Source organism: Erythrobacter sp. A6_0 (assembly GCF_017744235.1).
Taxonomy (GTDB): domain Bacteria; phylum Pseudomonadota; class Alphaproteobacteria; order Sphingomonadales; family Sphingomonadaceae; genus Qipengyuania.
In genome coordinates this window covers 249,669-269,717 of sequence record NZ_JAGHQR010000004.1, presented here as the reverse complement: position 1 = coordinate 269,717, position 20,049 = coordinate 249,669, and the positions used below count along the sequence as shown (strand labels likewise).

Sequence of the window (20,049 nt, the reverse complement as noted above, 5' to 3'; positions counted from 1 at the left end):
CCGCGCCGCCTAACCGATGAAAAACGCGGTCACGGACCGGATGGAGTGGGATATCTGCTGCACGACCGGATGGCGTCCGGCCGCGCGTTCCGCCTGCCCCGAAGCTGCGCGATGCGACGATATTTCGCAATTCGCGATCTTGCGGAGCACGCGAGCGAGCTGTCCTCGTCGATCTCGACCATTGCGGCCGCCGTCTCGCAACAGGTGCAATTGAGCGAGAATGCCAATGCAACCGCTGGCACCGCGCACCATCCGTTGAAGGAATGACGGGATCGCGCCGCCGGGATTGTCACCTTTTTTGGACACGATCCATGATTTGGCCAATCAGACCAATATGCTGGCTCTGAATGCGACGACCGAAGCTGCCATCGCCGGCCCCACAGATCGATACCATGCCGCGCACTGCGGACTAGCGCGCCAACTCGCGGCCTTCGGGCCGCTTCACGTTATCGCCTCCGATAGCCACCACGCGATCCCGGCATCGTTGCTGCTACATTTTCCAAGTATGACATGCAGGGTCTATGGCCCGAAAAAGCGTGCGATCATTAGGCAATAGTCTCGGATACAGGCGATGCGCGGTCTTCCTGACCGGCGCTGTCGATCTACTGAGCCGAAAATGGATGCCCCGCGAGGATTCGAACCTCGATTGACGGAGTCAGAGTCCGTAGTCTTGCCATTAGACGACGGGGCATCGGCACCGGGGCTGCCTAGCGGGTGAATCCCACCGGGAAGCGATGCGAGCGGGGCCATTAGGAAAACGGCGTCGAGCGGTCAAGAGGGTCCATTTCATTGCGATCCCACCGCGGCTTGCCCTTGTCGCGCTTCGCCTGTAGCATCTTTGTCAGGTCCCCGCGTCGCACCTCGCGGTGCGGGAGGATATTGGAAAGATACGATTTATGGCGGACGCTCCTCCGCCGGACTTGAAATCAGGGGCTGGCAAGCGAAGGGGCGGCACGTCCGGCAAGGTAGCCGATTTCCGCTACAAGCGCCCCGCCCAGCCCGAACACAAGCGCCGCGATGCGCGCTCCGGCCACGCGGCACCGCTTCCGGCGGCCATGCGCGCCAGGGGCCCGCGACGCCAGGCCTATGCCGCGCTCGATCTCGGGACTAATAATTGCCGCCTGCTGATCGCGCGCCCCTCGGGTGAGAACTTCACCGTCATCGACGCGTTCAGCCGGGTCGTGCGCCTCGGCGAAGGATTGGCCGCGTCCGGGCGGCTGTCCGATGTGGCCATGGACCGGGCTCTGGCGGCGCTGCATGTCTGCGCGGAAAAGCTCAGGCGGCGCAATGTGCATCTCGCCCGCTCGGTCGCGACCGAAGCCTGCCGCCGCGCCGCCAATGGCGAACGCTTCATCGAACGCGTGCGCGAAGAGACGGGCATCGTCCTCGACATCATCTCGGCGCAGGAGGAAGCCCGCCTTGCCGTGCTCGGCTGCCATATCCTTCTGGAAGATGGCAAGGGCCCGGCAGTCATCTTCGATATCGGCGGCGGATCGACCGAATTGGTCTTGATCGAGCCGGGCGGCCCCGTGCCGCGTATTCTGGACTGGATGAGCGTGCCCTGGGGCGTCGTTTCGTTGACCGACAGCGTGGCTACGCCGGATGGGACTGCCGAAGGGCGCGCCGCGCGCTACGCCGCGATGCGCGAGATCGTGGACAAGAGCTTCGCGCCCTTCGCGCGTCGCATTGCCTCGTATCGCAAGGCCCGCGACGGCATCCGCCTGCTGGGCACCAGCGGGACAGTGACCACGCTGGCAAGCCTGCACCTCGAATTGCCGCAATATGATCGCCGTGCGGTGGATGGGCTGATCGTCCCCTCCGCCTCCATGCGAAATATCTCGACGCGCCTTTCGACCATGAGCGAAGCCGAGCGCGGCACTCTGCCCTGCATCGGCGACGATCGCGCCAATCTGGTCGTTGCAGGCTGCGCCATCCTCGAATCGATCCTCGACATCTGGCCGGCGCGCGAATTGGCAGTCGCCGATCGCGGTATTCGCGAAGGCATTTTGCGCAGCCTGATCGCAGCCGATGCTGAAGGGGAACGCAGCCGCGACCAATTGCAGCGTTCGCGCCACGACATCGGCGAAGGACCATCGGCATGAGCAGAAGCGGCAAGGACATGGGCAAGCGCGTGAAGACGGCGCGTGGGCGGACCGCGTCCTCCACCCGCTGGCTCGAACGGCAGTTGAACGACCCTTACGTCAAGCAGGCCAAGGCCGAAGGCTATCGCAGCCGCGCGGCGTATAAATTGATCGAGCTTGACGACAAGTTCGGACTTCTGAGGGGCGTATCGCGCGTCGTCGATCTCGGCATCGCGCCCGGTGGTTGGAGCCAGGTGGTGCGCAAGCGCGCGCCCAAGGCCGCCATCGTCGGGATCGACCTGCTGGAAGTCGAACCCATCGAAGGCGTCGCGATCCTGCAGATGGATTTCATGGACGATGCCGCCCCCGCCGCTCTGGAAGCGGAACTGGACGGGCCGCCCGATCTCGTTTTGAGCGACATGGCCGCCAATACGGTCGGCCATAAACAGACCGATCATTTGCGCACTATGGGCCTGGTCGAAGCGGGGGCGTGGTTCGCGACCGAGAATCTCGCGCCCGGCGGCGCCTATGTTGCCAAGGTACTGGCGGGCGGAACCGATGCCGATCTGCTGTCGCTGCTCAAGAAGCATTTCCGCACGGTCAAGCACGCCAAGCCACCCGCGAGCCGCAAGGGATCGAGCGAGTGGTACGTGATCGCCCAAGGCTTCAAGGGACGAGACTGAAAGCCAATCCCGCCCGCACAGGCAACTCGCCGGTTACAGACAGCCGGAATTGTCCGGCTCGAAACCAAGCGTCATTCGCCCGCCTTCATGGTCCCATCATTGGTGGTCGCCGTCTGCTCGCTGGGCACGGGCTGATCGTCGCCCATGGAGCCTGCGGCCTGGACGGAACCGGTATCGCCGCCTGCGATCGCGCCGGGCCCTTCAGCCGCACCGTCGACCTCTTCGCCCCCTTCCGGAATTTCGGGCGCCGCAGGCGCGGGCTTGGCGGGCGCGCCGCCATTGGCCGCGAGATACTCCATGACGTTGGCGCGGTCTTCGGGGCTGGAGAGGCCCGCGAAGCTCATCTTGGTGCCACTGGCGAAGGCGCGCGGGCTCTTCAGCCACTCGTTCATGTTTTCCCAGGTCCACTGGCCGCCATGATCGGCAAGCGCGCTGGAATAGGCGAAGCCCGGCGCGTGCGCGCCGATCGCAGTGCCCATCACCCCATAAAGATTCGGACCGATGCCGTTGGCCCCGCCCTGGTTGATCGTGTGGCAGGCCGTGCACTTCGCAAAGACCTTCTCGCCCGCCGCCGCATCGGCGCTGGCGAGCAGCGTACCGAGATCGGGGCCTGCATCCTCGCCCGCGCCTTCTTCCGGCGCGTCGATGAAATAGCCGGGTTCTTCAGGGCTTTCGGGACGATCGGCATGGAAATACATGCCCGATGCAATCGAGGATCCCAATGCGACGATGCCTGCAAAAAGCACCCAACCGGCGGCAGTGTTGAACTTGTCGTCCATGCGAGAAAAGGTCCGCGTATCTGTTCTGTTTCGAGGTGTTCGGGGTGGCATTAGTGTGACGGGGGGCGCGGCGCAAGTGGCATGGCCGAAAGGGCGCGTGCGTGGACCGGATGCTTGCAAACCGCTTGCGGCGGATTCCGTCGCTGGATAGCAGGCGGATATGCGTAAGTTTCCCGCCCCCGCTCTGGCCATGGTCGATTCCATGCGCGCCGCCGCCGCCGCCGATCCGATGCGCGCCATCGCCTTCGGCGGAGCGCCCGGATCCAATTCCCACCAGGCGACGATGCAATTCGCGCCCGAAGCGCTCCCCTTGCCCTGCTACGGATTCGAGGACGCGCTCGATGCGGTGAGGAGCGGCGCGGCCGGCGCGGCCATGATCCCGATCGAGAATTCGCAGCACGGGCGCGTGGCGGACATCCATTTCCTGCTGCCCGAAAGCGGCCTTTCCATCGTGGCCGAACATTTCATGCGCATCACGCATGCGCTGATGGCACTGCCGAACGAGCGCGGTGATTTCGGGCCGTTCCAGGCTGCCTACAGCCATCCCCAGGCATTGGGCCAGTCGCGCGAATACCTGCTGGCGCGCAATATCGTGCCGATGAGCCATGCCGATACGGCAGGCGCGGCGGCGTTCGTTGCGGAGAAGGGCGATCCGAACCTCGCCGCCCTCGCCCCGCCCATGGCGGCCGAGCTTTACGGGCTGAAAATCGTGGAGGACGCAGTCGAGGACGCGCACGACAACACAACGCGCTTCGTGCTGCTGGCAAAGGAGCCGCGCGATCCCGCCGAGCTTACGGGCGGGCAAGAGACCGCGATGACGACGTTCGTCTTCGAAGTGAAGAATGTGCCCGCCGCGCTGTACAAGGCGCTGGGATGCTTCGCCACCAATGGCGTCAACATGACCAAGCTGGAAAGCTACCAGAAGGGCGCCAGCTTCGCCGCGACGCGGTTCTATGCCGATGCGGAAGGCGCGCCGGGCGATCCGCGCGTGGATGCGGCGCTGGAGGAACTGGAATTTCAGTGCAACAGCGTACGCCTGCTCGGCAGCTACGCGCAGGCGAGAAAGCGGGGATGAAAGGGCGTCTCAGCCGGCGCGAATTGATCGCGGCTTCGGCCAGCCTGGCGGCACTGGCCTGCGCTCCGGTCACGAATTCGTCCGAAGGTAAGACTGGCTATTGGGCCGAAGAGATATACGCACGCCTAGCCGAACTCGGTGAACGCGCTGAGGGCACTTTGGGCGCATCAGTCTTCGATCCCGGCAGCGGCGCATTCGCTTCGTGGGACGGTGACAGACGCTTCCCCCATTGTTCCAGCTTCAAGGCTTCGCTCGCCGCCATGGTGCTCGACCTCGTGGCCCGCGGGCAGATCGACGGCAAGCGGCTGCTGCACTGGAGCGAGGCGGATCTGATGTGGGTCTCCCCCTTCACGACACGCCGCCTCGGCCAGGGCGCGACTTTCCTCGAATTGGCCCGCGCCACGCAGGTAACGAGCGACAATACGGCCGCGAACGTACTCCTGCGCGAACTTGGCGGGCCGGAAGCGCTCACGGCATGGTGGCGCGCGCTCGGCGATGGAACGAGCCGCCTTGACCGGACCGAACCGGCCCTCAACCGCGTCCTGCCCGGCGAAGTCCACGACACTACCACGCCGGATGCCATGGCGCGGACGATGGCGACGATCCTCTATGGCGATGCCCTTCACCCTTCGGTTTCCGAACGCCTTGCGAGTTGGATGGCGAAGACCGAAACCGGATCGCGCCGCGTGCGCGCAGGCCTGCCCGACAGATGGCGTGCCGGGGACAAGACAGGCACCGCGATGATCGAAGGCATGGGCAGCGCCTATGTCGATATCGGGTTCGTCGTCCCCGATGGACGCGGCCCGCTGACATTTGCGACCTATTACATGGTCGAAGCCGTCCATGACGATATGGACCCGCAAGCCGAAGCGGTCCTCGCGGAGGTCGGCAGAACCATTGCGGCGGTCTTCGCTCGCTAGGGGGCGGTGAACCGCCTGCTATTCCTCGCCGAAGATCGCCACTTCGTTCATGCCTTCGCTGGTCGCGCGCCCGCGATACATGCCTGCGGTGTTGAAGCTGTAGATCGCCGCGCCCGACGGGGCGACAACGATCACGCCGCCATCGCCGCCGAGATCGGCGACCTCGTCGAGAACCGCATCGGATACACGCTGGACCAGCGCGTCGGTCAGTTGGACATCGCCGCCTGCCTCGTTCCCCTCGGCGAGGTCTTCGAGCGAGGTTTCGCTGGACAGGCGCAGCCGGGTGCAGATTTCCTGCGCCACGCCGACGCGGATGAAATATTCGCCCCAGCCCGTCGCCGAGACCGCGCAGCTGCGATTGTCGGCATAGGTGCCCGCGCCGATCACGGGCGCATCGCCGATCCGGCCCCAGCGTTTGCCGGTCATCCCGCCGGTCGAGGTGCCTGCCGCGAGATTGCCGTTCTGATCGAGCGCGACGGCCCCGACAGTACCGAACTTGCGGTCCACATCGAGCGCGGAGACCTGTTCCGCCTTCATCCGCTCCAGCGCCTCGCGCCGGGCCTCGGTCGCGAACCATTCGGGGCCTGCGGTTTCCAACGCGTGATCGCGTGCGAATTCTTCCGCGCCCGCCCCGCTCAGGAAGACATGGCGGCCATCGGCCATCACTTCGCGTGCGAGGCGGATCGGATTCTTGACCGAAGTGACACCCGTCACCGCGCCTGCCGAGCGATCGCGTCCGTCCATCACGGCTGCGTCCAATTCGTTGCGCCCGTCCCACGTGAAGACGGCGCCGCGCCCGGCGTTGAATTTGGGATCGTCCTCAAGCCGCACAATCACCGCTTCGACCGCGTCCATCGCCGCGCCGCCATCGCGCAACACCGCTGCACCGGCATCGAGAGCCGCCTGCAACGCGGCTTCATACTCCGCCTCGCGCTCGGGCGTCATCGCATCGCGAGTCAGCGTGCCCGCCCCGCCGTGGATCGCCAGAGACCAACGCCCGGTTTCCTGCGCAAAGGCCTGGTTTGGAAAGGACAGCGCGGCAGCAAGAGCGAGCAGTGCGGCGGGCAGCGGCGAAAGAGAACGGAGGGCTTTGTGAGTCATGGGCCGACGATAGCACGCGGAACCATCGCCATCACCCATGCATTTCGATTGGGAGCATAGAGCGCCAACAAGCGCCTGCTGACAGGGATACAGGGGAAAAATCATGCAAGTCGGACGATACCGCTACGATCAGGATGTGGCGATGATGCTGCTCGAACGAGTGGGGCTGGCGCTCCTCGTCTTGCTGATTACGTGGGCGCTGGCCAAGGCCGCCCAATGGGCCTTTGCCAAGCTGGTCGACAACATCTCCTTCTTCCAGCGCGGCACCGGAACGGGTTCTTCGCTGGGCGAATCGCTCGGTAAGATCGTCGGTCTCGTGATCTGGCTGTTCGGCCTGCTGATCATTCTCACCGTGCTCGGCCTCGGCTCCGTCGCCGGACCGATCGACAGCCTGCTCGAAAACTTCATCGAATTCATTCCGCGCCTGGTCGGTGCAGGCCTGATCTTCTTCATCGGCATGATGGTGGCGCGCATCGTGCGCGACATCGTGAGCACGACGTTGCAGACGGTCGATTTCGACAAATGGGCCAATCGCGGCGGTGTCGACGCCGTCACCGGCAATCACGCCATCAGCAAGACCGTGGCCACCATCGTCTATGCGCTGATCGTGATCTTCGTCGCGATCATGGCTCTGGACGTGCTGGACATTCGCGCCATCAGCGAACCGGCTTCGGACATGTTGCGGATGATCTTCTATGCCATTCCGAACATCATCGGCGCGGCGATCCTGCTCGGGATCGGCTATCTGATCAGCAAGTTCGTGGTGCAGATCCTGAAGGAAGTGCTGCCGGGCCTGGGTGTCGATCGCGCGCTGGCGGAAACCGGCATGGTCGGCACATCCACCACCGCTTCGGGCATCATCGCCCGCGTGGTGCAGGTCGCGATCATCCTGTTCTTCGCCATCGCGGCAACTCGCCTGCTGGGCTTTCCCGAGCTGACGAGCATCCTCGACCAATTGCTCGAACTGGGCGGACGCGTGATCTTCGGTGCGGTGGTGATCGCCTTCGGGTTCTTCATCGCCAATTTGCTCGCGCGCCTCATCGGGGGCGAAAGCGGCGAAGGGACGGCTGCGCTGATCGTGAAATGGGCGACCATCGTGCTGTTCGTCTTCATGGGCCTGCAATTCACCGGCATCGGCGGAATGATCCCCGGCACCGCCCTGACCATTCTGGTCGCGGGCGTCTCGGTGGCCTTCGCTCTCGCTTTCGGGCTTGGCGGGCGGCAATGGGCCGCGCGCAAGCTCGAAGAGCTGGACGAGAGCATCGCCAGCGCCTCGACATCGGATACGTCCGGCACTCGCAAGGGCTCGACACCTGCCGCGCGCAGCACGAACAAGCCCGCCGCCGCTTCGACGGACGACGATCCGCTGCCGCCCGGCGCCTGATCGCCATTCCATCAAAAAAGGGCGCGAAGACCGGTTCTTCGCGCCCTTTTCTCGTCCCAACGGAGTTTTCCGTTCGAGCTGTCCGATCTACAGCCAGCGCAAGCGCCGGAAGATGGCAACCAAGCCCACCATCAGGATCACGCAGCCGACCACCACGAACCAGAAGGCATGCGGATCGTCCATGCCCGGCATTCCGCCGACATTGATGCCGAGAAGGCCAGTCAGGAAACCGAGCGGCAGGAAGATGCCCGCCACGATCGTCAGCATATAGGTCGCGTGCTCGCTCGACGCGGCGCTGCGCGACCGGATTTCGTCCTGAAGAACGACGGCGCTTTCTTTGCTGATGTCGATATCGTCGAGATAGCGGCGCAGCCGGGCGATGCTCTCGGCGATCTCGCGGCGATCGTGGTCCTCGAACCAGGCGGGCGCATCGCGGCTGATCTGTTCCAGCGCCTCGTGCTGCGGCGCCATGTGCCGCTTGAGGCCGAGGCAATTGCGCCGGATGATCGAAATCTGCGTCAGCATCGATTCGGCCATTTCGTCGGGATCGGTCTCCTCCAGCGTATCCAGCACCCGGTTCATATCGACGATGGACTGGCTCATCCGCCCGATCAGCAGCTCGGCGAGCAGCGTGATGGTGGCGCCGGCATCGGGCGGCCCGTGGCCCCTGTCCACCTGGGCCAGCACGTCGCGCGGGGTCTGGAGGGGATGACGGCGCAGCGTGATCAGGCGCTCCCCGTCCGACCAGACCTGCATCGAGATCATGTCCTCGGGCTCGGCACCCGGATTGAAATTGATGCCCCGCAGGGTCGCAACCAGCGCCTCGCCCTCGCGAAAGGCGCGCGGTCGCGTTTCGTCGCTGGTCAAGAGTTCGGCGGTGGGCTCGGGTATGGACAGGGCGTTTTCGAGCCAGTCCTGTACGCCCGGCCGATTGCGACACAGATGGAGCCACAGGACTTCGCCCGGCGCGCCGGGTCGCCATTGCTTCGCCTCGTCCCACAGGATCGGGCGGCCGCCCCCTTGCCCGTCAAGCACACGGCCGAAGAGCAGGGGCGTATCGGTTTCGGTATCGTCGGTCTGAACAGGCATGCGCCGGTCATGGCGCGGATCGCCGCGTTTGGGAATGGCCTCGCTCAGACGGCGCGGGGAGATCCCATCAAGGGCATGCCGGCTGCGCGCGTCTCGCGTGCGGCCGATCCGACCTCTTCCTCCGCTAGCCACCGCCGCCGCGCCGCATCGTAAATCGCCACGGTGAACAGAAAGGCGAGGATGATCATGGCGAATTCGCCCGCATCTTCGATGAACGCTTCCGTGACGATCATCAGATCGCTGTGCGTCCCGTAGCTCACCACCGCATCCTCGACCACGCCGAACATCGCGGTCGCACCGATGCAGCCGACGATGATCAGGGAATTGAGCACCGAATCGATCCGCGCCGCGCGCAGCGCCAGACCCAGACCTGCCAGCCACAGCACGCCGATCCCGGCGAACATCAGCGGCTCACCCAAATGATGCGCAGAAATCGGCAGATTTTGCGGCAGGATCGGGGCGATCCAGAAACCGAACGCCTCATGGATCTCCAGCGCATTATCGAGCGTCAGGACCACGAACAGGATCGCGTTGACGAGATAGAGAGGAGACCCGTCACGCCGCCACATGCGCAGCAGCATGATCGCCATCGCGGTCATCAGCCCGTATTCGAGATATTCGCCCAAGCTGCGATCCTGCGAAAGCATGAAATCGCGGGGCAAGAGCGCCCCCGTCAGCTCGCCATAGCGCGTCGCGATGTCGAGCCCGACGAGCAGGCTGGCGTAGGGTAGGACGAGGAGCGCGGAATTCCGGAAGGCGGGCGAGCGGATCAGATCGCGCAGCAGGGTCGGGAAGTGGCGCGACTGGCTCAAAATCTCGGAAAGCGTCATGGCGGGTTGCCTGCGTGTCTGGGTCTGCGATCGAGCGACCGATCTGCCCGACTAGACCGATCGGGACCGCCGCGCAGCCCGGATGAACGCATCTGACCATTTCGGGACATTCCGCCGGCCAAGTCTTACCGTCTGGGCCCGCCATGCGATCCACGCCTTTAGTTCCGCCGCGATCCGCCCTATAAGAGGGCCATGTCCTCTATCCGTCCCTGGCGCTCGATCGAGCGCCGCCAATCGCGCCAGATCATGGTCGGCAATGTCGCCGTGGGCGGCGACGCGCCGATTTCGGTCCAGACAATGACCAACACGCCGACCGAGGATGTCGGCGCCACGCTCGACCAGATCCGCCGCTGCGAAGATGCGGGCGCGGACATCATCCGCGTGTCCTGCCCCACAGCCGAATCGACCGCGCATTTCGACAAGATCACCAAAGCGGCGAATGTCCCGATCGTCGCGGACATCCATTTTCACTACAAGCGTGCGCTCGAAGCCGCGGACAAGGGCGCGGCCTGCCTGCGCATCAATCCGGGCAATATCGGCGACAGCAAGCGCGTTGCCGAAGTCGTCCGCGCCGCCAAGGCCAACGGGTGTGCCATCCGCATCGGCGTCAATGCGGGGTCTCTCGAAAAGGACCTGCTCGAAAAATACGGCGAACCCTGCCCCGAAGCGCTGATCGAAAGCGCGCTCGACCACATCAAGCTTTTGCAGGACCACGATTTCCACGAATACAAGGTGGCGGTGAAGGCCAGCGACGTGTTCCTGGCGGTCGCTGCCTATCACGGATTGGCGGACGCGGTGGATTGCCCGCTCCATCTCGGCATTACAGAAGCGGGCGGATTGATCGGCGGCACGGTCAAGAGCTCGATCGGCCTCGGCAGCCTGTTATGGGCCGGGATCGGAGATACGATCCGCGTGTCCTTGTCGGCAGAGCCCGAGCGCGAGGTGAAGGTCGGCTTCGAGATCCTGAAGGCGCTCGGCCTCAGAACCCGCGGCGTACGCGTCGTCTCCTGCCCCAGCTGCTCGCGCCAGGGTTTCGATGTGATCCGCACGGTCGAAGCACTGGAAGCGCGCCTCGAACACATCAAGACCCCGATGAGCCTCTCGGTCCTCGGCTGCGTGGTCAACGGACCGGGCGAAGCGCGGGAAACCGATATCGGGATCACCGGCGGCGGTGCGGGCAAGCACATGGTCTATCTGTCCGGCGTGACGGACCATCACGTCCAGTCCGACGACATGCTCGATCACATCGTCAAGCTGGTCGAGGAAAAGGCCGCACTGATCGAAGCGGGCGAAGCGACCGCTTTCGATCCGCATGCGGCCAATCAGCGCGAAGCCGCCGAATAATATCCTTAACGGTCCGCTAACCCTGTCGGTCTATATCGGCAGGCATGCGGGAATCTGCCCTCCTGATCGTGGCCATAGCGGCCTTCATCGCCTCGGCCTTCGTGCCGGGCGGGGCGATCGATACGGCGACCCGCCCCGAGCAGACCGCACCGCCTTCCGAAACACTTTCCGAACCGGGCAAACTTGCCGAACCTTCGCCCACGCCGACTTATCTGGCGCCGGGTGAAATCGCGGTTCCGCGCTCTGCCGACGGGCAATTCTACGCCGAAGTGGGCGTCAACGACCGTCCGATCCGCTTCCTCGTCGATACCGGGGCCAATGGCGTGGCGCTGACCGGCGACGATGCGCGCGCCGCAGGGATATTCTGGTCGCCGACCGATCTGGAAACCGTGGCCCGAGGGGCGAGCGGCCCGGTCGAAGGCGTGCTCGTGACGATCGACGCGATCGACCTGGGCAATCATGAAATTCGAAATCTGAACGCGGTGATCGTCCCGCAGGGACTACCCGTGTCGCTGCTCGGCCAGAGCTACCTTTCGGAGATGGGCACGATGCGGATCGAAGGGGACCGTATGGTCATCGGCAGTTGATCGCGTTTTCGACAAGCTTCGTCCGCATCGCGCGCCGCGATGCGGATCGAAGGGGACCGTATGGTCATCGGCAGTTGATCGCGTTTTCGACAAGCTTCGTCCGCATCGCGCGCCGCGAATCGCCATCGTTCATGGCCCGGCCACGCCAGGGCTGCTAAGCCTGGATCATGGACCGTCGTACCCTCATCACCAGCGCTCTGGCCGCGGGCGCCGTCATGGCCGCCCCGACCGGCGCGCTTGCGCAGTTCGGCGGGACTGCCGCACGCGACAGCAAGCTGCTCTCGATCGCCCGCGAGGAAATCGCGCGCGCCATCGACGGCGGCAATCACGTGTGGCGGACCGACATCGTAGGAATTGCGGATTTCGGCCTCCATTCCTCCCAGCGCCGCTTCCATTTCGTCGATCTCGAAAAGGAACGCGTCGAAAGCTACCATGTCAGCCACGGCACCGGCTCCGATTCGCAGCATGACGGCTGGCTCAAGCGCTATTCGAACATCGAAGGCTCCGAAGCGACCAGCCGCGGCGCCTATCTCACGCGCAGCTGGTACAAGGGCCGCTACGGCACGTCCCTGCGGCTCGACGGGCTCGATCCTACCAATTCCAACGCTTTGCCGCGCGCCATCGTGATGCACCAGGCGGATTACGCGACGCCGGAACATGTCGAGCGGTGGGGTCGGCTCGGCCGCTCCAATGGCTGCCTCGCCATGGGACCGGAACAGTTCGATCGCGCGCTGATCGACCTGTCGGGCGGGCGGCTGGTGGTGGCGGGCAGCTATGGCCTTGCCGCCGATGGCAGCATCGTGAGGCCGCCGATCGTCCAGACCGACCTGCTGCGCAGCGATCGCGGCGGTACGTTCGAGAGGACCAATCCGGGCGTTTACTGAGCGGCCGCCTCGTAATTCACGACCGAAAAGGGCGGAACGAACTTGAAGTGCGCCCCGCCCCATATCCTGTTTTAGCCGGTCGTAACTCCGGGCTCGAATTTACGCTCCCGGCGCTTCGAGCGGAATGATCTCTTCATCCTGCACCCGGCTGCGGTTCGCCTTGCGCGGTGCATCGAAGCTCGCGAGCACGGCACCGTCGCGGTCGTAGATATCGTCGAAGGTCGCCATCTTGCCATCGACGTCGCGCGCCATGGTGAAATAGGTGATGTAGACCGGCCACTGATTCGTGATCGGGTAAGAGGTGTATTCGCCCGACGCGGCGATATCCTGCACCTCCTGCTGGATGCCGGGGATATCGTCCTTGCTCTCCATATTGCCGAGGATCGCCATCGTCATCGCCAGCTCGCGCGCGCCCTGCACGCGGATGCAGCCATGGCTCAAGGCGCGGGCATCCTGCGCGAACAGATTGCGCGAAGGCGTGTCGTGCAGGAAAATCGCGTGGCGGTTCGGCATGTCGAGCTTCATCAGGCCGAGCGAATTGGTCGGCCCCGGCTGCTGCACCACGGTGACGAAGCCGTTATCGGCGCGCGTCGCGGTATAGCCATTGCGGCGCGCCCAGGCCGGATTGCCGAGCACGCGCGCGCCCAGCCCTTCGCCCTTCACGATCGATTGCGGCACCGTCCAGGTCGGGTTGAAGATCACCCCTTCGACCATTTCGGCAAGCTGCGGCGTTGCCGTGCGGCCCGGTTTGCCCACGATGGTGCGGTAATTCTTGATGATCTTGTCGTTCACCGTCAGCCGCAACTGATATTCGGGGACATTGGTCATCAGATATTTCTTGCCGAGATCCTGCGGCAGCCAGCGCCAGCGATCCATGTTCGCCATGATCAGCTTGCGCTTGGCCGAATTGCTGGCCGGAGTCTTAGCGAGCTCGGCCTTCAGCAGCGCGTAATCGGGATGCACCGGATCGAGCGCGGTCAGCGTGCCCGCGATGTCGCCGGTTTCGAGCGCGCGTTCGAGCAGGATATGCGTCGGCATCCGGTCCGCATCTGGGTCCATCGCGAACCATTGCTTGCGCCCGTCCATCGGAGTGCGCCCGTCGCGCATATCCTCGACCAGCCAGACGAAGCGTTCGCTGGCAACCGCGTTCAGCGCCGGCCCCGGCCCTTGCGCGATCGCGCCGGCGAGCGCTTCGCGGCCGTAATCCTTGGGCATCAGCCCTTCCGCACCGATTCCGTCGATGAATTTTGCAAGCGCCTGCGCCTCCGCCAGGGACCATTCGCCGACCAGCGAGGGAATTTCCTGCACCACTTCGCCCGAAACCATCTCAACGTCACCGAAGCTATCGGCGACGCTGGGCTGAGCGGCTTTGGATTGCGCGGCCTCGGGCTTGGAAGCGGGGGTAGGTGCGACCGGACGCGGCTGCTGGGCCTGCATCTGCGTATAGTCGGGCATCGCCCGCTCGACCTTGGCGGGTTCGGGCGGAAGCAGGTTTTCCGGCCCGCTCGACTGCGCGGATACGCCATTCGATACGAGAGCGAACGCCGCCAAGGCGATGCCCGCCGTTCCTGCCTTCAGACTGCGCATACCCATCTCTTTTACCACCATCTTAAGCGCCCCTGCCCCGCCGGTCCTAATGCCAGACGAAGCGTTCGGCGCGCGAATATCCATAGCGAGCCTGTATAGCTCGTTTCGTCCTCGTTCTCTACTGCCATGGCTGACTGGTGCCTGAATTTGCGCTTGCCCGGCGCGGAGCCGCGCCCCATCCGCGCACCATGCCGTCTCCGCGCTCCTATCGGCCGATCCTTGCCGCTCTTGCAGGCGTTGCGGCCCTGGCGCTGATGGATGCGTTCATGAAAGGCGCCTCGCTCGCGATCGGGGCCTATAGCGCGGCCTTATTGCGCTCCGCTCTGGGCCTCTGCCTGATCGCACCGGTATGGCTGGCGGCGGGCGGGGGCTGGCCGGGCAGGCAGGCGCTGCGCCTGCATCTGGTGCGCGGTGTGGTCTCGGCCTTCATGGCGCTCAGCTTCTTTTTCGCGCTGACCCGGCTCCCGATCGCGGAGACCATCGCGATCTCCTTCTTCGCGCCGATCCTGTCGCTCTACCTCGCCGCCATCATCCTGAAAGAGCGCATCCGGCGCAGCGCCATTGCCGCCGGCCTGTTCGGACTGGCGGGGACGCTGGTGATCGTGGGCGGCAGGATCGGGCGCGAGACGTTGAATGACGGGGCCGCCGCAGGCCTGGCTGCGATCCTGTTTTCGGCGCTGCTCTATGCCTACAATCTGATTCTCGCGCGCCAGCAGGCGCAGACCGCCGGGCCGCTCGAAATCGCCAGCTTCCACAGCGGAGTCGGCGCGGCGGTGCTGGCGCTCGGCGCGCCGTGGCTGCTTGCCTTGCCGGATGGCGAGACGTTTCTCGCGATCGGAGCCGCCTCGCTCCTTACCGTGTGTGGGGCCGCCGTGCTGGGCTGGGCCTATGCCCGCGAAGAGGCGCAGGTTCTGGTGCCGATGGAATATTCGGGCTTCCTGTGGGCCGCCCTGTTCGGCTGGCTGTTCTTTGCAGAGACGGTCACACCCACAGTGCTGGCGGGAACCGCGCTGATCGTTATCGGGTGCGCCATCGCGACCCGGCGCGATGCCGGGGCCGGCTCCGCGTAACGGTTATCGGCTTAAGGGTTCTGAGTCGCTTTCGCTTCGGCGGCGACCGCCGGATCGCCGGAAAAGCTCGCCGCCGCCGCGAAACAGGCCGCAACGCCCAGCGCTGCCGCGACTACCACAGCGCGGATCGGCGCGCGGCGCTTTGCATGCGGTTTTGCAGCCTTCGCTTGCGGCGTGGCAGCAGTCGTGTCGGAACGCATTGGCAATCTCACCGGGGCGCCTCGTTCGAACCCATCCGAGATGATGGTTTCGAAGCGTATGGCTGCCTTCATTATGCCATAATTACCGATAAGCACCGACCCAGGTTCCCGATTGTTCCCTCCGCAAGCGCCCACCCTTGCAATTCGGAGCCTTTTCGCTCACGAGCGCGTTACATTTTTGCCTCCCCGCATTCGGGTGCAGGCTCCGAACAGAAAGGACCAGATCCGCATGACCCAGGTCGGCCAGGATACGCTCGCAACCCGCTCCACTCTCACCGTCGGTGGCAAGGACTACGCCTATTACTCGTTCGAGAAAGCGGCGGAGAAACTTGGCGACGTGTCGCGCCTGCCCTTCAGCCTGAAGGTCTTGCTCGAAAACATGCTGCGTTTCGAGGATGGCGGCTTCACCGTCTCGACCGACGATGCGCAGGCGATCGCCGACTGGCAGAAGAACCCGGTCACCGGCAAGGAAATCCAGTACCGCCCGGCGCGCGTCCTCTTGCAGGATTTCACCGGCGTTCCCTGCGTGGTCGATCTCGCCGCGATGCGCGACGCGATCGCCAAGCTCGGCGGGGACACTGCCAAGATCAATCCGCAGGTTCCGGTCAACCTCGTCATCGATCACTCGGTGATGGTGGATGAATTCGGCCATCCCAAGGCGATGGAACAGAACATGGAACTCGAATACGCCCGCAATGCGGAGCGGTACGACTTCCTGAAATGGGGATCCAAGAGCTTCGAGAACTTCTCCGCCGTGCCCCCGGGCACCGGCATCTGCCATCAGGTGAATCTCGAATATATCGGCAAGGGCGTGTGGTCGACCAACGATCCCGACGGTCACGCGATCGCCTATCCCGACACCTGCGTGGGGACGGACAGCCATACCACGATGATCAACGGCCTGGGCGTGCTCGGCTGGGGCGTCGGCGGGATCGAGGCGGAAGCGGCCATGCTCGGCCAGCCGATCTCGATGCTGATTCCCGAAGTCGTCGGCTTCAAGCTTGAAGGTGCGCTGGCCGAAGGCGTGACCGCCACCGACCTCGTTCTGACTTGCGTGCAGATGCTGCGCGAAGTGGGCGTGGTGGGCCGTTTCGTCGAATTCTACGGTCCGGGCGTTTCCAATCTCAGCCTCGCCGATCGCGCCACCATCGCCAACATGGCCCCCGAATACGGCGCGACCTGCGGCTTCTTCGGCATCGATGAAAAGACGCTCGACTACATGCGCCTGACGGGCCGCGACGAAAGCACGATCGAACTGGTCGAAGCCTATTCCAAGGCGCAGGGCATGTGGTTCACGCCCGAGAACGAGCCGATCTTCACCGATACGCTCGAACTCGACATGGCCAAGGTCGTCCCCAGCCTCGCTGGTCCCAAGCGCCCGCAGGACAAGGTCGCACTCCCCCAGGTGGACGAGCTGTTCAACACCGACCTCAAGACCGTCTACGGCAAGGACGAGCCGCGCCGCGTGGCGGTCGAAGGCAAGGACCACGATGTCGGCGACGGCGACGTTGTGATCGCGGCGATCACCAGCTGCACCAACACCTCGAACCCGGACGTGCTGATCGCCGCCGGACTGGTGGCGCAAAAGGCCAACGCCAAGGGCCTGAAGCCCAAGCCCTGGGTGAAGACCAGCCTCGCGCCGGGATCGCAGGTCGTCACCGACTATCTCGTGAAGTCGGGCCTCCAGACCGATCTTAACGCGATCGGCTTCGATCTGGTCGGTTATGGCTGCACCACCTGTATCGGCAATTCCGGCCCGCTGGCCACGCCGATCAGCCAGGCGATCAACGGCAACGATCTGGTCGCTGCCAGCGTCCTGTCGGGCAACCGCAATTTCGAAGGCCGCGTCTCGCCCGACGTGCGCGCCAACTTCCTCGCCTCGCCCCCGCTCGTGGTCGCCTATGCGCTCAAGGGCACGGTGACCGAGGACATCACCACGACCCCGATCGGTCAGGACCGTGAAGGCAATGACGTGATGCTGGCCGATCTGTGGCCGACCAATCAGGAAATCGCCGACCACCGCGCCGCCAATATCGATCGCGACATGTTCGTGAACCGCTATGCCAATGTCTACGAAGGCGACGAGCACTGGAAGGCGGTCAAGGTCGAAGCGTCGGACACCTATCGCTGGAATCCCACCAGCACCTATGTCGCCAGCCCGCCCTATTTCGACGGCATGAGCATGACGCCCGCGCCCGTCACCGACATCGTGGATGCGAAGCCGCTGGCGATCCTGGGCGATTCCACCACGACCGACCACATCAGCCCGGCCGGTTCGATCAAGGAAGACAGCCCGGCAGGCCAGTATCTGCGCGATCACCAGGTCTCGAAGTCGGACTTCAACAGCTACGGTTCGCGCCGCGGCAACCACGAAGTGATGATGCGCGGCACCTTCGCCAATATCCGCATTCGCAACGAAATGGTCCCCGGCGTCGAAGGCGGCGAGACGACCTACAAGGGCGAACAGATGCCGATCTACGATGCGGCGATGAAGCACAAGGAAGACGGCACGCCGCTCGTCGTGGTTGCGGGCAAGGAATACGGCACCGGCTCCAGCCGCGACTGGGCGGCCAAGGGCACGATCCTGCTGGGCGTGCGCGCGACGATCGTCGAAAGCTACGAGCGTATCCATCGGTCGAACCTGATCGGCATGGGCGTGCTGCCGCTGCAATTCGCGGCGGGCGATACGCGCCAGACGCTGGGCCTCGGATCGGACGACAGCTTCACGATCAAGGGCCTTGCCGATCTGACGCCCGGCCAAGATGTCGAAGTCGAAGTGACGCGCGCAAACGGCGATACCTTCACCTTCACGGCCAAGTGCCGGATCGATACCGCGAACGAAATGGAATATTACCGCAACGGCGGCATCCTCCATTACGTGCTGCGCAAGCTCGCCGCAGACTGAGGCACGTTAGGCCCGCCCCCGCAAATGGGGGGGCTTCGACACGCTATCGAAGCGAATACGAAAAGGGCGGCCTTCCAATCGGGAAGGCCGCCCTTTTTGCGTTGGGAACCGTGAAACCTCGGCGGATCAGGCCGCCTTTTGTGGCGCGACCTTGCGGCGACGCAGGAGCGCGGCAGCTGCGAGGCCGAACAGGACCATCATCGGCGGCGCGGGCACTTCGGTCCCGCTCGACGTGCTGGTGCTGGTCGAACTGTTGGTGCTCGAAGAGGTCGAGCTCGACGAAGAGGTCGAGGACGAAGTCGAGCTCGAGGACGATGTCGAGCTGCTGGTGCTCGACGTGATATCGCCCGAAGTCGAAGAGCTGGTGCTGCTGCTCGTCGAAACGTCGCCAGAGGTCGAGGAACTGGTGCTGCTCGACACGTCGCCCGATGTGGAAGAGCTCGTGCTGCTCGAGACGTTGCCCGATGTGGACGTGGTGCTCGACTGATTCTGGTTCTGGTTTTGATTCTGGTTCTGATTGATATTGCCGGAACTCGTCACATTGCCGGAGCTTGTCGAGGTCGAGCTGGACGTCGAAACCTGACCGGTCGATGTCGAGACCTGGCCTGTCGAAGTCGAAACTTGACCGGTCGACGTCGAAACCTGGCCTGTCGACGAAGAAACCTGCCCCGTCGAACTCGATACGTTGCCCGAGCTGGTCGTGCTCGAGACCTGACCGGTCGACGTCGAGACGCCCCCCGTCGTGGTCGACGAGGAGGAACCGCCACTGGACGTCGACGTGGACGAGCCGCCGCTCGAGTTTTCGATATCGATGTCGATATTGCCATCGAAGCCGCCGGTCGACGTGGTCGTGGTGGTGGTCGTGGTGCTGCCGCCGGGCTGGCCATTCGACGAACTCGACGTGCTGGACGACGAGCTGCCATTGCCGTCCTGGCCCTGCCCCTGGTTCTGGCCGAGATTCACGACGACACTCGTGCTGCCGCCACCGCCGCTCGATCCGAAGAACCCGCCGAAGAAGCCGCCGCCGAAGCCGCCACCGCCAAAACCGCCCCCCGCCGAGGGGATGGAACGGGCAGCGGTGCCGCCACCGCCCAGCGGACGCGCGTCGGGAAGCGGAGGTACCGGAACCGGGGCGAGAGCCGCGCGATAGACCGGCGGGCAGACATTGGCGCCCTGATAGGTCGCTTGGGGGGATGAGGCAGGCACGCATTCTACCTGGCGCGGAATGACGCGCGCGGCGCGGGGCGGCGGGGCCGGACGCGTCGCGCGCGGTGTGGCCTTGGCCTGCTTGATCATCCGCGGCTGCGTCTTGGCGCCCTTCGCCGACTTGTAGCTCGGCGCATCCGTCACCGGCTTTTCGGCGACGTGGACGGCACCGCCGGCCAGCAAAGCACCGCCCGCCGCGGTGGCCGAAAGTTTTGCTAGGGCTGCTTTGACCGACATATGTGTCTTCCTGTTGGCTTCTCAGGCGCCAATTTGGTGGCCCTGCCGACTGCTATAAGATTCGCGTAATACTCGCTCTGCACCCTA

Annotated in this window: 20 protein-coding genes and 1 tRNA gene; 13 read left to right on the top strand and 8 right to left on the bottom strand. The window is 64.5% G+C overall.

What is annotated here, in order from left to right; genetic code table 11:
• Positions 1–45: 45 nt before the first annotated feature.
• Complete coding sequence (locus J7347_RS12520) at positions 46–267, top strand: hypothetical protein (protein ID WP_209162387.1); 222 nt, start codon at positions 46–48, stop codon at positions 265–267.
• Between the two features lie 350 nt (positions 268–617).
• Here J7347_RS12520 and J7347_RS12515 read toward each other — a convergent pair.
• Positions 618–691 (bottom strand) — tRNA-Gln (locus tag J7347_RS12515).
• A gap of 205 nt (positions 692–896) precedes the next feature.
• Between J7347_RS12515 and J7347_RS12510 the strand changes: the two genes are divergently transcribed.
• Both J7347_RS12510 and J7347_RS12505 read left to right on the top strand, forming a co-directional pair.
• Entirely contained in the window at positions 897–2,102 is a 1,206-nt protein-coding gene (locus J7347_RS12510) for a Ppx/GppA phosphatase family protein (RefSeq protein ID WP_209162386.1), read from the top strand.
• The gene (locus J7347_RS12505; RefSeq protein ID WP_209162385.1) at positions 2,099–2,764 is read left to right on the top strand and encodes an RlmE family RNA methyltransferase; all 666 of its coding nucleotides are present in this window, start codon (positions 2,099–2,101) and stop codon (positions 2,762–2,764) included. The genes J7347_RS12510 and J7347_RS12505 overlap by 4 nt, the downstream gene beginning before the upstream one ends.
• Positions 2,765–2,835: 71 nt before the next feature.
• Here J7347_RS12505 and J7347_RS12500 read toward each other — a convergent pair whose 3' ends face one another.
• On the bottom strand, positions 2,836–3,543 hold the full coding sequence (locus J7347_RS12500) for a cytochrome c family protein (RefSeq protein ID WP_209162384.1): 708 nt from the start codon (positions 3,541–3,543) through the stop codon (positions 2,836–2,838).
• 160 nt (positions 3,544–3,703) lie between these two features.
• Here J7347_RS12500 and J7347_RS12495 point away from each other — a divergent pair, with 160 nt between their 5' ends.
• Positions 3,704–4,618, top strand: coding sequence for a prephenate dehydratase (locus tag J7347_RS12495; protein WP_209162383.1), 915 nt, complete (start codon positions 3,704–3,706; stop codon positions 4,616–4,618).
• Complete coding sequence (gene bla / locus J7347_RS12490) at positions 4,615–5,538, top strand: class A beta-lactamase (RefSeq protein WP_209162382.1); 924 nt, start codon at positions 4,615–4,617, stop codon at positions 5,536–5,538. The genes J7347_RS12495 and bla overlap by 4 nt, the downstream gene beginning before the upstream one ends.
• A gap of 18 nt (positions 5,539–5,556) precedes the next feature.
• On the opposite strand, the gene J7347_RS12485 is transcribed toward bla, so the two are convergent.
• Complete coding sequence (locus J7347_RS12485) at positions 5,557–6,639, bottom strand: isoaspartyl peptidase/L-asparaginase (protein WP_209162381.1); 1,083 nt, start codon at positions 6,637–6,639, stop codon at positions 5,557–5,559.
• A 103-nt stretch (positions 6,640–6,742) separates the two neighbouring features.
• On the opposite strand from J7347_RS12485, the gene J7347_RS12480 reads away from it, so the two are divergent.
• On the top strand, positions 6,743–8,023 hold the full coding sequence (locus J7347_RS12480; protein WP_067678834.1) for a mechanosensitive ion channel: 1,281 nt from the start codon (positions 6,743–6,745) through the stop codon (positions 8,021–8,023).
• An 87-nt stretch (positions 8,024–8,110) separates the two neighbouring features.
• On the opposite strand, the gene J7347_RS12475 is transcribed toward J7347_RS12480, so the two are convergent.
• Positions 8,111–9,112, bottom strand: coding sequence for a zinc transporter ZntB (locus tag J7347_RS12475; protein ID WP_067678837.1), 1,002 nt, complete (start codon positions 9,110–9,112; stop codon positions 8,111–8,113).
• A gap of 44 nt (positions 9,113–9,156) precedes the next feature.
• Positions 9,157–9,942: a hypothetical protein gene (locus J7347_RS12470; RefSeq protein ID WP_209162380.1), complete on the bottom strand. Its 786-nt coding sequence runs from the start codon at positions 9,940–9,942 to the stop codon at positions 9,157–9,159.
• Positions 9,943–10,134: 192 nt separating this feature from the next.
• On the opposite strand from J7347_RS12470, the gene ispG reads away from it, so the two are divergent.
• From ispG to J7347_RS12455, 3 genes are all read left to right on the top strand, one after another.
• A complete protein-coding gene (ispG, locus tag J7347_RS12465; RefSeq protein WP_067678843.1) occupies positions 10,135–11,286 on the top strand; it encodes a flavodoxin-dependent (E)-4-hydroxy-3-methylbut-2-enyl-diphosphate synthase in 1,152 nt (383 codons plus the stop codon).
• Between the two features lie 44 nt (positions 11,287–11,330).
• A complete protein-coding gene (locus J7347_RS12460) occupies positions 11,331–11,873 on the top strand; it encodes a retropepsin-like aspartic protease (RefSeq protein ID WP_209162379.1) in 543 nt (180 codons plus the stop codon).
• 167 nt (positions 11,874–12,040) lie between these two features.
• Positions 12,041–12,757 carry a murein L,D-transpeptidase catalytic domain-containing protein gene (locus tag J7347_RS12455; RefSeq protein ID WP_209162378.1) on the top strand — a complete coding sequence of 239 codons (717 nt, stop codon included), beginning with the start codon at positions 12,041–12,043 and terminating at the stop codon, positions 12,755–12,757.
• Positions 12,758–12,856: 99 nt separating this feature from the next.
• On the opposite strand, the gene J7347_RS12450 is transcribed toward J7347_RS12455, so the two are convergent.
• The gene (locus J7347_RS12450) at positions 12,857–14,344 is read right to left on the bottom strand and encodes a L,D-transpeptidase family protein (protein ID WP_245174064.1); all 1,488 of its coding nucleotides are present in this window, start codon (positions 14,342–14,344) and stop codon (positions 12,857–12,859) included.
• Positions 14,345–14,532: 188 nt separating this feature from the next.
• Between J7347_RS12450 and J7347_RS12445 the strand changes: the two genes are divergently transcribed.
• Positions 14,533–15,414 (top strand): DMT family transporter, encoded by an 882-nt coding sequence (locus J7347_RS12445; RefSeq protein WP_209162377.1) that lies wholly within the window; start codon positions 14,533–14,535, stop codon positions 15,412–15,414.
• Positions 15,415–15,425: 11 nt separating this feature from the next.
• On the opposite strand, the gene J7347_RS12440 is transcribed toward J7347_RS12445, so the two are convergent.
• Positions 15,426–15,614, bottom strand: a complete 189-nt coding sequence (locus tag J7347_RS12440) for a hypothetical protein (protein ID WP_209162376.1) — start codon at positions 15,612–15,614, stop codon at positions 15,426–15,428.
• A gap of 229 nt (positions 15,615–15,843) precedes the next feature.
• Here J7347_RS12440 and acnA point away from each other — a divergent pair, with 229 nt between their 5' ends.
• Complete coding sequence (gene acnA, locus J7347_RS12435; protein ID WP_209162375.1) at positions 15,844–18,519, top strand: aconitate hydratase AcnA; 2,676 nt, start codon at positions 15,844–15,846, stop codon at positions 18,517–18,519.
• Positions 18,520–18,645: 126 nt separating this feature from the next.
• Here acnA and J7347_RS13365 read toward each other — a convergent pair whose 3' ends face one another.
• On the bottom strand, positions 18,646–18,717 hold the full coding sequence (locus J7347_RS13365) for a hypothetical protein (RefSeq protein WP_233999463.1): 72 nt from the start codon (positions 18,715–18,717) through the stop codon (positions 18,646–18,648).
• A gap of 40 nt (positions 18,718–18,757) precedes the next feature.
• On the opposite strand from J7347_RS13365, the gene J7347_RS13360 reads away from it, so the two are divergent.
• Together J7347_RS13360 and J7347_RS13355 are read left to right on the top strand one after the other, a co-directional pair.
• Entirely contained in the window at positions 18,758–19,006 is a 249-nt protein-coding gene (locus tag J7347_RS13360) for a hypothetical protein (protein WP_233999461.1), read from the top strand.
• 255 nt (positions 19,007–19,261) lie between these two features.
• Positions 19,262–19,669, top strand: coding sequence for a hypothetical protein (locus J7347_RS13355; protein WP_245174063.1), 408 nt, complete (start codon positions 19,262–19,264; stop codon positions 19,667–19,669).
• Positions 19,670–20,049: the final 380 nt, after the last annotated feature.

Bases quoted from the DNA above. Each gene is read 5' to 3' on its own strand.
- J7347_RS12510 (WP_209162386.1), top strand. From the start codon at position 897: ATGGCGGACGCTCCTCCGCCGGACTTGAAATCAGGGGCTGGCAAGCGA.
- J7347_RS12505 (WP_209162385.1), top strand. From the start codon at position 2,099: ATGAGCAGAAGCGGCAAGGACATGGGCAAGCGCGTGAAGACGGCGCGT.
- J7347_RS12500 (WP_209162384.1), bottom strand. From the start codon at position 3,543: ATGGACGACAAGTTCAACACTGCCGCCGGTTGGGTGCTTTTTGCAGGC.
- J7347_RS12495 (WP_209162383.1), top strand. From the start codon at position 3,704: ATGCGTAAGTTTCCCGCCCCCGCTCTGGCCATGGTCGATTCCATGCGC.
- bla (WP_209162382.1), top strand. From the start codon at position 4,615: ATGAAAGGGCGTCTCAGCCGGCGCGAATTGATCGCGGCTTCGGCCAGC.
- J7347_RS12485 (WP_209162381.1), bottom strand. From the start codon at position 6,639: ATGACTCACAAAGCCCTCCGTTCTCTTTCGCCGCTGCCCGCCGCACTG.
- J7347_RS12480 (WP_067678834.1), top strand. From the start codon at position 6,743: ATGCAAGTCGGACGATACCGCTACGATCAGGATGTGGCGATGATGCTG.
- J7347_RS12475 (WP_067678837.1), bottom strand. From the start codon at position 9,112: ATGCCTGTTCAGACCGACGATACCGAAACCGATACGCCCCTGCTCTTC.
- J7347_RS12470 (WP_209162380.1), bottom strand. From the start codon at position 9,942: ATGACGCTTTCCGAGATTTTGAGCCAGTCGCGCCACTTCCCGACCCTG.
- ispG (WP_067678843.1), top strand. From the start codon at position 10,135: ATGTCCTCTATCCGTCCCTGGCGCTCGATCGAGCGCCGCCAATCGCGC.
- J7347_RS12460 (WP_209162379.1), top strand. From the start codon at position 11,331: ATGCGGGAATCTGCCCTCCTGATCGTGGCCATAGCGGCCTTCATCGCC.
- J7347_RS12455 (WP_209162378.1), top strand. From the start codon at position 12,041: ATGGACCGTCGTACCCTCATCACCAGCGCTCTGGCCGCGGGCGCCGTC.
- J7347_RS12450 (WP_245174064.1), bottom strand. From the start codon at position 14,344: ATGCGCAGTCTGAAGGCAGGAACGGCGGGCATCGCCTTGGCGGCGTTC.
- J7347_RS12445 (WP_209162377.1), top strand. From the start codon at position 14,533: ATGCCGTCTCCGCGCTCCTATCGGCCGATCCTTGCCGCTCTTGCAGGC.
- J7347_RS12440 (WP_209162376.1), bottom strand. From the start codon at position 15,614: ATGCGTTCCGACACGACTGCTGCCACGCCGCAAGCGAAGGCTGCAAAA.
- acnA (WP_209162375.1), top strand. From the start codon at position 15,844: ATGACCCAGGTCGGCCAGGATACGCTCGCAACCCGCTCCACTCTCACC.